Origin of the sequence: Pseudomonas citronellolis (genome assembly GCF_029335315.1) — a bacterium.
In the GTDB taxonomy this organism is placed as follows: Bacteria; Pseudomonadota; Gammaproteobacteria; order Pseudomonadales; family Pseudomonadaceae; genus Pseudomonas; species Pseudomonas citronellolis_A.
In genome coordinates this window covers 1-7618 of record NZ_JARJLT010000252.1, presented here as the reverse complement: position 1 = coordinate 7618, position 7618 = coordinate 1, and the positions used below count along the sequence as shown (strand labels likewise).

6 protein-coding genes are annotated in these 7618 nt (G+C 69.2%); 3 read left to right on the top strand and 3 right to left on the bottom strand.

The features are described from left to right. A partial coding sequence (gene chrA / locus P3W75_RS19115) for a chromate efflux transporter (RefSeq protein WP_276228875.1) occupies positions 1–1327 on the bottom strand: 1327 nt, incomplete at its 3' end. A 323-nt stretch (positions 1328–1650) separates the two neighbouring features. Here chrA and P3W75_RS19110 point away from each other — a divergent pair. After that, positions 1651–2937, top strand: a complete 1287-nt coding sequence (locus P3W75_RS19110) for a dicarboxylate/amino acid:cation symporter (protein ID WP_276228874.1) — start codon at positions 1651–1653, stop codon at positions 2935–2937. Between the two features lie 101 nt (positions 2938–3038). Next, positions 3039–4733 (top strand): NAD-dependent malic enzyme, encoded by a 1695-nt coding sequence (locus tag P3W75_RS19105; RefSeq protein ID WP_276228873.1) that lies wholly within the window; start codon positions 3039–3041, stop codon positions 4731–4733. 25 nt (positions 4734–4758) lie between these two features. Here the strand turns inward: P3W75_RS19105 and P3W75_RS19100 are convergent, their stop codons facing one another. Continuing rightward, a complete protein-coding gene (locus P3W75_RS19100) occupies positions 4759–6279 on the bottom strand; it encodes an MDR family MFS transporter (protein WP_276228872.1) in 1521 nt (506 codons plus the stop codon). A 38-nt stretch (positions 6280–6317) separates the two neighbouring features. Beyond that, positions 6318–6980, bottom strand: coding sequence for a TetR/AcrR family transcriptional regulator (locus P3W75_RS19095; RefSeq protein ID WP_276228871.1), 663 nt, complete (start codon positions 6978–6980; stop codon positions 6318–6320). A 171-nt stretch (positions 6981–7151) separates the two neighbouring features. Between P3W75_RS19095 and P3W75_RS19090 the strand changes: the two genes are divergently transcribed. Beyond that, positions 7152–7618 (top strand): NAD(P)-binding domain-containing protein (locus P3W75_RS19090; protein ID WP_276228870.1); only part of this gene is annotated, 467 nt, incomplete at its 3' end.

Here is a 7618-nt window from a genome sequence, read left to right as displayed (position 1 = left end):
CGCACGCCAGCAGGACCGGGATCACCCCGCGCCGGTAGCGCAGCAGCGCGACGCCGGCGCCGACGGCGATCAGCGCCGAGGGCCAGTCGAAGGCGCCGGCGAAGCCCCGCGGCCAGAGCACGTGATAGCCGAAGAACAGCGCGAGGTTGAGGATCACCCCGACCACGGCGGCGGTGATGGCGGTCAGCGGCGCGGTGAACTTCAGTTCGTTGTGCGTCGACTCCACCAGCGGGCCGCCGGCGAGGATGAACAGGAACGACGGCAGGAAGGTGAACCAGGTGACCAGGCTCGCCGCCAGGGCGCCGGTGAAGAAGGGTTGGTCGGCGTGGAACATCGGCTGCAGGTAGCCGCCGACGAAGCCGACGAACGCCACCACCATGATCAGCGGTCCCGGCGTGGTCTCGCCCAGCGCCAGGCCGTCGATCATCTGCGTGGGCGACAGCCACCCATAGTGGCCGACCGCGCCCTGGTACACATAGGGCAGCACCGCGTAGGCGCCGCCGAAGGTGAGCAGGGCGGCCTTGGTGAAGAACCAGCCCATCTGCGTCAGCGTGCCGTGCCAGCCGAAGGCGGCGCACAGCAGGCCCATGGGCAGCAGCCAGAGCGCGGCGCCGGCCAGCGCCAGGCGCAACAGGCGCCCCCAGCGGAAGCGCGCGTGCGCCGGGGGCGGGGTGTCGTCGTCGATCAGGGCGGGGCCGTAACGGGCGTTCGCCGCCTGGTGGTGGCCGCCGACGGCGAAACGCGCGGGCAGCAGGCGGCCGCCGAGGTAGCCGAGCAGGGCGGCGGCCAGGACGATCAGCGGGAAGGGCACGCCAACGGCGAAGATGGCGACGAAGGAGGCCGCCGCCAGCGCCCACAGCCAGGCGTTGCGCAGCGCCCGCGAGCCGATGCGCAGGGCGGCGTGGACGACGATGGCGGTGACCGCCGGCTTGATGCCATAGAACAGGCCGGCCACCACCGGCACCTCGCCGAAGGCGACGTAGAGCCACGACAGGCCGATGAGGATGAACAGCGACGGCAGCACGAACAGGGCGCCGGCGATGATTCCGCCCCAGGTGCGGTGCATCAGCCAGCCGATGTAGGTGGCGAGCTGCTGGGCTTCCGGCCCCGGCAGCAACATGCAGTAGTTCAGGGCGTGGAGGAAGCGCCGCTCGCTGATCCAGCGACGGCGCTCGACCAGCTCCTGGTGCATGATCGCGATCTGCCCGGCCGGGCCGCCGAAACTGATGAAGCCCAGCTTCAGCCAGAACAGCAGGGCCTCGCACAGGCTGACGGGTGCGCCGCTGGCGGTGGTTTTCGCGGCCTGGGAACGGGTGGGGTCGGACATCGTCTGGCTCGTGGTTGGCGCAAGCGCTCGGCGGACCCTCGAAGATACCGCCGGGCGCCCGTGAAAGGGCGACCGCGTGCCCGCGCGGCGCCGAATGACAGAGGCGGGCCGCGCCGGCTGACGGCGGAAGTCGCAACGCCACTCCGGCGCGGAGCGCCTATAGTCAGAAGCACCAGTCAGAAACACCAGGTAACAAGCTTTCCGCAGGCCTGTGCCGGCGGATGGTCGCAGGACCCCTGTGGCGCTCCCGGAGCGGGACGCCGTTGCTGTGTCGGGCGCCGTGGCCAGGACGGCCAGCGCCGAACCGCAGAAAGGTAGCCGCGATGACCAAGCAACCCTTCTACAAGAGCCTGTACATCCAGGTGCTGTTCGCCATCGCCCTCGGCGTTGCCCTGGGGCACTTCTTCCCGCAGACGGCGGTGCTGATGAAGCCCCTGGGCGACGGCTTCGTCAAACTGATCAAGATGGCCATCGCGCCGATCATCTTCTGTACCGTGGTCACCGGCATCGCCGGCATGCAGAGCATGAAGGCGGTGGGCAAGACCGGCGGCATGGCGCTGCTGTACTTCGAGGTGGTGTCGACCGTCGCGCTGATCATCGGCCTGGCGGTGGTCAACATCGTCCAGCCCGGTGTCGGCATGCACGTCGACCCGGCCAGCCTCGACGCCAGCAAGGTCGCCACCTACGCCTCGGCCGGCGCCAAGCAGAGCACCATCGAGTTCCTGATGAACATCATCCCCAACACCGTGGTCGGCGCCTTCGCCAATGGCGACATCCTCCAGGTGCTGTTCTTCTCCGTGCTGTTCGGCTACGCGCTGCACCGCATGGGCGACTACGGCAAGCCGATCTTCGTGTTCATCGAGCGCTTCACCCAGGTGATGTTCAACATCATCAACGTGATCATGAAGGTCGCCCCGATCGGCGCGTTCGGCGCCATGGCCTTCACCATCGGCGCCTACGGCGTGGGCTCGCTGGTGCAGCTGGGCGAGCTGATGCTGTGCTTCTACCTCACCTGCATCCTCTTCGTGCTCATCGTCCTGGGCGGCATCGCGCGCTACCACGGCTTCAACATCCTGCGCTTCATCAACTACATCCGCGAGGAACTGCTGATCGTGCTCGGCACCTCGTCGTCGGAGTCGGCGCTGCCACGCATGATCGCCAAGATGGAGAAGCTCGGCTGCGACAAGACCGTGGTCGGCCTGGTGATTCCCACCGGCTACTCGTTCAACCTCGACGGCACTTCGATCTACCTGACCATGGCCGCCGTGTTCATCGCCCAGGCCACCGACACGCAGATGGACATCATCCACCAGGTGACCCTGCTGGCGGTGCTGCTGATCGCCTCCAAGGGCGCCGCCGGGGTCACCGGTTCGGGCTTCATCGTGCTGGCCGCGACCCTGTCCGCCGTCGGCCACCTGCCGGTGGCCGGGCTGGCGCTGATCCTCGGCATCGACCGCTTCATGTCCGAAGCCCGCGCGCTGACCAACCTGGTCGGCAACGGCGTGGCCACGGTGGTGGTGGCCAAGTGGTGCAGGCAGCTCGACGAAGCCACCCTGCGCCGTGAACTGGCCGCCGGGCCCTCGGCGCTGGAGGCCACGCTGGAACACTGAAACCTTCGCGCGTTACCCTCGACGACGCCTCGCGGCCGACCTGCCCGGGGCGTCGTCATTTTTCGAAGCCTCGCCCCGGCATGCAGGCAGTGGAGAAAGCCATGACCGATCGCCAGACCAACTACCCGCTGTACACCCACTATTCCGGACCGGCGCTGCTGGAGATGCCGCTGCTCAACAAGGGCAGCGCCTTCACCCCGCAGGAGCGCATCGACTTCAACCTCAGCGGCCTGCTGCCGGCGACGGTGGAGACCATCGAGGAACAGGCCGAGCGCGTCTACCAGCAGTACCTGCAGTGCGCCTCCGACCTCGACAAGCACGTCTACCTGCGCTCCATCCAGGACAACAACGAGACGCTGTTCTTCCGCCTGCTCGAAGGCCACCTGGAGGAGATGCTGCCGATCATCTACACCCCCACCGTCGGCCAGGCTTGCCAGGACTTCTCGAAGATCTACCGCACCCACCGCGGCCTGTTCGTCTCCTGGCCGGACCGCGAGCGCATCGACGACGTGCTGCGCAGCGCCACCAAGGACAAGGTGAAGATCATCGTGGTCACCGACAGCGAGCGCATCCTCGGCCTCGGCGACCAGGGCATCGGCGGCATGGGCATCCCCATCGGCAAGCTGTCGCTGTACACCGCCTGCGGCGGCATCAGCCCGGCCTACACGCTGCCCATAGTGCTGGACGTCGGCACCAACAACCAGGCGCTGCTGGACGACCCGCTGTACATGGGCTGGCGCCACCCGCGCATCACCGGCAAGGACTACGACGACTTCGTCGAGGCGTTCATCCGCGCGGTGCAACGCCGCTGGCCGGGCGTGCTGCTGCAGTTCGAGGACTTCGCCCAGACCAACGCCATGCCGTTGCTTGCGCGCTACCGCGACCAGCTGTGCTGCTTCAACGACGACATCCAGGGCACCGCCTCGGTGGCGGTCGGCACCCTGCTGGCGGCGTGCAAGGTCAAGCAGCAGACGCTCAGCGAACAGGTGATCACCTTCGTTGGCGCCGGCTCCGCCGGCTGCGGCATCGCCGAGCACATCATCGCCGCCATGCAGCTGGAAGGCCTGAGCGAGGCGCAGGCGCGCCAGCGCATCTTCATGGTCGACCGCCACGGCCTGCTGGTGGAGGGCATGGACGGCCAGCTGGAGTTCCAGGCCAAGCTGGCGCAGAAGGCCGCCGACGTCGCCGACTGGCAGCGCGGCGAGGACGGCATCGGTCTGCTGGAAGTGGTGAGCCGGGCGCGGCCGACGGTGCTGATCGGCGTGTCCGGGCAGCGCGGGCTGTTCAGCGAAGCGGTGATCCGCGAGCTGTACAAGCACTGCCCGCTGCCGCTGGTGATGCCGTTGTCCAACCCGACCTCGCGGGTGGAAGCGACCCCGGCGGAAATCCTCCAGTGGACCGAAGGCCGCGCGCTGGTCGCCACCGGCAGCCCGTTCCAGCCGGTGGAGCACGGCGGGCGCAGCATCCACATCGCCCAGTGCAACAACTCCTACATCTTCCCCGGCATCGGCCTGGGGGTGATCGCCGCCGGCGCGCGGCGGGTCACCGAGGAGATGCTGATGGCCGCCTCCAACGCCCTGGCCGAGTGCTCGCCGGTGGTGACCGGGGAGGGTGGCGCGGTGTTGCCGCCGCTGCGCGACATCCAGCAGGTGAGCCGGCGCATCGCCTTCGCCGTGGCCAAGCGCGCGCAGGCCCAGGGCGTGGCCCTGGAAACCCCGGACGACATGCTGCTGGCCGCCATCGAGCGCAACTTCTGGGCCCCGCGCTACCGCGAGTACCGCCGCCGCTCGCTGTGAAACCCGCGCGCCGGCGCCGGCCGCCTCAGGCCGCGCCGGCCTTGCGCAGCGGCACTTCCTGCAGCAACCAGGACAGCGCGAAGGCCAGCAGGGTGACGCCGCAGGCCATCAGGAAGACCCCGTGCATGGAGCTTGAGAACGCCTCCAGGTAAGCCTGCTGCAAGGCCGCCGGCAGGGCGTGGACGTCCGCCGGCGACAGGCTGGCGGGCGAGCCGGCGCTGGCCGGGAAGTCGGCCAGGCGGCCGAGCAGCGAGTGCGAGAACAGCGCGCCGAACAGCGACACGCCGATGGCCCCGCCGATGGAGCGGAACAGCGTGGCGCCGGAGGTGGCCACGCCCATATGGCGGAACTCCACGCTGTTCTGCACGGCCAGAACCAGCACCTGCATCACCATCCCCAGGCCGGCGCCGAGCAGGCCCATGTAAAGGTTCATCAGCGCCATCGGCGTGTGCAGGTCGAGGCGGCTGAGCAGGCCCAGGGCGATGGTCTGCAACAGCGTGCCGAGGATCGGGAAGATGCGGTAGCGGCCCCAGCGGCTGATGATCCGCCCGGTCAGGGTCGACACCAGCAGCAGGCCGCCCATCAGCGGCAGCATCTGCAGGCCGGCGCTGGTCGGCGTGGCGTCCTTGACCACCTGCATGTACAGCGGCAGGTAGGTCACCGAGCCGAACAGCGACACCCCGACGATGAAGCCGATCAGGCTGGCCAGCACGAAGGTGCGGTGGCGGAACAGGTGCGGCGGCATGATCGGCTCGACGGCGCTGCGCTGCTCCAGCACGAAGCCGACCACCCCGACGATGGCGAACAGCGCCAGGCACAGGATGTCGATCGAGGCCCAGGGCAGCAGGCTGCCGCCGAGGCTGGTGATGAGCACCAGCGAGGCCAGCGCCAGGGTCAGGAAGAACGCGCCGAAGTAGTCGATCACATGCTTCACCCGCGCCACGTGCGGGCGGAACACGCTGCCGATCACCGCCAGCGCGAGCAGCCCCAGCGGCAGGTTGATGTAGAAGATCCAGCGCCACGACAGGTGCTCCACCAGGAACCCGCCGATCAGCGGGCCGACCACCGTGGCCAGGCCGAACACCCCGCCGAACAGGCCCTGGTAGCGGCCGCGCTCGGCCGGCGGGATGACGTCGCCGATGGCCGCCATGGCCACCACCATCAGCCCGCCGCCGCCCAGGCCCTGGAGCGCGCGGAAGAGGATCAGCTGGGTCATGTTCTGCGCCATGCCGCACAGCACCGAGCCGAGCAGGAACAGGCCGATGGCCGTCTGCAGCACGCGCTTGCGGCCGTAGAGGTCGCCGAACTTGCCGTACAGCGGCACCACCACGGTGGAGGCGAGCAGGTAGGCGGTGACCACCCAGGACAGCCAGCGCAGCCCGCCCAGGTCGCTGACGATGGTCGGCAGCGCGGTGGAGACGATGGTCTGGTCCAGCGCGGCGAGGAACATCGCCAGCAACAGCGCGGCGAGCAGCAGCGGAATCGGCGGGTGCGCCTGTTCCGTGGCGGCGCTGGAAGGTTGGGTACGCTCGGACGCCGGTTGCATGGGGTAGGCCTGAAAGAGGGTGGGTTGGAGGCGTGGGTTCAGCCGCGCGCGCCTTGGGCGTACTGCCGGCCGATTTCACGCAGGCCGGCCAGGGCGAAGCCATAGAGCTGCGCCGACACCACCTCGGCGGGCATCTCGACGATCGCCTGCAGGTAGCCGGGGCCGCCGCGCGGGCCGATCAGCAGCATCGCCCAGGGCGCGGTGACGCAGAGGATGCAGCGGGTCAGGGCGGGGTCGTCCACGGGAATCGCGGTGATCTCGCTGAACAGCCCCTGCAGCAGCGTCAGCTTCAGCCGCGCCTCGCTGCGCGCCAGGCTCTGCGCGTGGCTGGTGGGCGCGAGGATTTCCGCCGCGAGCACCCGCAGGTGCCAGCTTTCGCCGCCGCGCGCGGCCTTGCGCACCACCAGCTCGACCAGCTCGCGCAGCTTCTCGGTGGCCGGCTTCGCGCCCTGGGTGATGCGTTGCAGGTCGGCGATATCCATCAGCCGCCGCCGCGCTTCGTCGAGCACGGCCTGGTAGAGGCCGTCGCGGTTGCCGAAGTGATAGTTGATCGAGGCCAGGTCGACCTCGGCCTTGGCCGCCACCGCCTTGTTGCTGGCTTCGGCGAAGCCGTGCGCGGCGAACAACTCGCCGGCCGCCTCGAGAATGCGCGTGCGGGTGGCTTCGCCGTCCTTGCGCGGTTCGCGGTGGGCTGTGGTCATGGGCTGGGAATCCGGACGAGGGAGGATGCCAGCCAGTCTGATCCTGTCTAAATTTAAATTCAATTTAAATTTAGGATTGGGCCGACCAAAGGCGAGCGACCGAGGCGCCGCCTACACTCGTATCCGCACGCCCGCCTGCACGAAGGCGGCGGCCCAACGGGAGGAGATCGCATGAAACTCGGCATGATCGGCCTGGGGCGCATGGGCGCCAACATGGCCCTGCGCCTGCTGCGCGGCGGCCATCAGGTGGTGGGTTTCGACCCGAAGGATGCAGCGCGCGCCGCGCTCGCCGAGCAGGGCGCGGGTACTGCCGACTCCCTCGCCGCGCTGCTGGCGCAGCTGCCGTCGCCGCGCGTGCTCTGGCTGATGCTGCCGGCCGGCGAGATCACCGACGCCACCCTGGAACAGCTGCGCCCGCAGCTGCAGGCCGGCGACACCCTCATCGAAGGCGGCAACGCCTACTACCAGGACAGCGTGCGCCGCGCCGCGTCCTTCGTCGCCCAGGGAGTCGACTACCTGGACTGCGGCACCAGCGGCGGCGTCTGGGGCCTGGCCGAGGGCTACAGCCTGATGATCGGCGGCAGCGAGGCGGCGGTGCAGCGCCTGCGCCCGCTGTTCGAATGCCTGGCGCCGGCGGC